2 protein-coding genes are annotated in these 2,152 nt (G+C 62.1%); one reads left to right on the forward strand and one right to left on the reverse strand.

The genetic code is table 11. The features are described 5' to 3' along the window. Positions 1 to 55: 55 nt before the first annotated feature. Positions 56 to 1,348 (reverse strand): serpin family protein, encoded by a 1,293-nt coding sequence (locus NW844_RS11910; protein WP_414335918.1) that lies wholly within the window; start codon positions 1,346 to 1,348, stop codon positions 56 to 58. Positions 1,349 to 1,575: 227 nt separating this feature from the next. Between NW844_RS11910 and NW844_RS11915 the strand changes: the two genes are divergently transcribed. Further along, complete coding sequence (locus tag NW844_RS11915) at positions 1,576 to 2,118, forward strand: DUF192 domain-containing protein (protein ID WP_414335919.1); 543 nt, start codon at positions 1,576 to 1,578, stop codon at positions 2,116 to 2,118. The last annotated feature ends 34 nt before the right edge of the window (positions 2,119 to 2,152 follow it).

Raw genomic sequence — 2,152 nt, forward strand, 5'->3', positions numbered from 1 at the left:
TCTTGTTCCAAAACCTCGATTATCATGACCTCCGCAGTCAGCATGAGGGATCCCCTTATCCAGGATCCACCAGGGATCCCATAAACAGCACAGTTTGCGCCTCGGGGTTGTCGCCGGATCTAGAAGCGACAATGGCAAACCAGAAAGGTCGATCCGCTACGAATTGGAAGGGCTCCTGCCGGTCGCTGGCGGTGCGGGAGACGATTACCCCGGTGGCAGCAGCCGCCTCGGATCCCTTTTCATCCACTTCGATGGCCGCCTTGTGCAAGACTCTGCTGACCTGCGTCGGCTCTGAGGTCATCTGGCTGAAATCGGCCCGGCGAGAAAAGGCGATCCCCATACCCAACTGCTGCAAAGCCGGCACCAGATCGGTTGCGTAGGCCAGCTTAAACTTGGGGATCCGCACCGAGCCGGGGCGGGTGGGCAGGGATCCCGTCCATTCTTGCCAAGTTTCTGGGCTGAGCTCCTGTTGCAGGGTTGCCAAGCTCACCCCTGGTTTGGGCAGCAGGATCAGCAGGGCCAGCTCCCCTTCCCCATAGGGCAGGCGCACCACCTGGAGCTGCTCGGTCTCCCGGTAGCCGTAGCGACCGGATTGGGCCATCAGCGGCACTTGGACACGGCGGCCATCAGCTCGGGTGAAGGGCTGGGGCTTGGTCAGGGCCGGATCGAAGGGCTGGGTCCACTCTCCCTTGAAATGGATGGCGTTGAGCAAAACCATCACGTCCTCGCGGCTGAGGCGATCCACGATGCGGTCGATCTGGCCCTGGGTGCGCTCGGCTACCCAACGGTTAATCGCCTGCACCGTCTGGCGGGATCCCAGCTCCACCCGATTGACCACCGCTTGGTAATAGGTAGCCAGCGCCTGCAAAAAGGGAGGCCGCAGGGTGAGGGTTTGATCGACCCAAAGGCCGTTGGCCACTTGCACCTGGATCGGCCCTTCTGCTTGGGATCGCTCCACCAGCCAGCGCGCCATCTGGGCGTTGGTCCAGTTCAACTCATTGAGGGAGAGTTCTTGGGCCTCCAGCACCTCGGCCATGGCCGCTTGGGTCTCTCCAGCGGCGCCGTTGTACAGCATGCTCAGGGCCAGGCGAAGGCTCAAGGGGGAGAAAAAGAGGTTCTCTTGCGGCTGCTGCTGGAGTAGGTGAGCGAATAGCTTTAGCGCAAAGCGACTTTGGGCTTGTTGGGCCACAGCCTCTTCTCCATACCCTTCCCCATAGGTCACGGTCGGCTCAAACGGGATCCGCACCGGGGTTTCCCCGTGCGTGGGCCAGAGACCCAAAAGCAATAGGCCAAACAGAGCCAGAAGCGGGATCCGGCTCACCGAGGATATATTCAAAAGGTCTTTCATTGGGTCTCTCCTGGCCGGGTGGGGAACGATAGATAGACTCTATAGGCTATGGTATCGGGTTGGGGGTGGATGGCTCTTGCCCAGGCCGGCCATTGCGGCTGCGCTTGAGGTGAGATCGACAGGCCAAAGCCCGCAGGAGATCCCGGCAAACTTGCCGCGGATCCCCTCCCTCTTCAGTCCAGAGAGCAGGGTAGGATCAAGCCTGCACAGCTCAGCAGGAGAAAGGGATGAGTTGGTGGGCAAGAGAGCGCCAGGCTGTCACAGCGAGCGGGATCGCCTTGGGCCTGGCTCTGCTGCTGGGATGTACTGCTGGAGGAGAAGCCCAGGAGACGGCAGCCGTTGCCAGCTCGACCCCGGCCAAAGGGCAGCCCCAGCACCTGCCGGTGGAAGCGGAAGTAACCATTGCCGGCAAGCGCTTTGAGCTGGAAGTGGCCCGCACCCCCGAGCAACAGCGGCTGGGCCTGATGTTTCGCACCGATTTGCCGCCTGATCGCGGCATGTGGTTTCCCTTCGACCCGCCCCAGCCGGCTGCCTTCTGGATGTTCAACACGCCGCTTAACCTGGACATTATCTTTCTCCGCCAAGGTCAGGTGGTGTACATCGCTGCCGATGTGCCCGGTTGCCCCGCCCAACCCTGCCCCGTCTATGGGCCACCCTCTGACCAGTTGGTAGATGGCGTGCTGGAGTTCCGCGGCGGGACGGCTGCAGCCCTGGGCTTGCAAGTGGGAGACGCTGTAGAGATCCGCAAGCTTCCGCCCCCCACCCCTTGATCTCTCTCCCCCCTCTCCCTCAGGGAGAGGGGCC

This window comes from Synechococcus sp. H55.2, from assembly GCF_047462495.1.
Classification (GTDB): Bacteria; Cyanobacteriota; Cyanobacteriia; order Thermostichales; family Thermostichaceae; genus Thermostichus.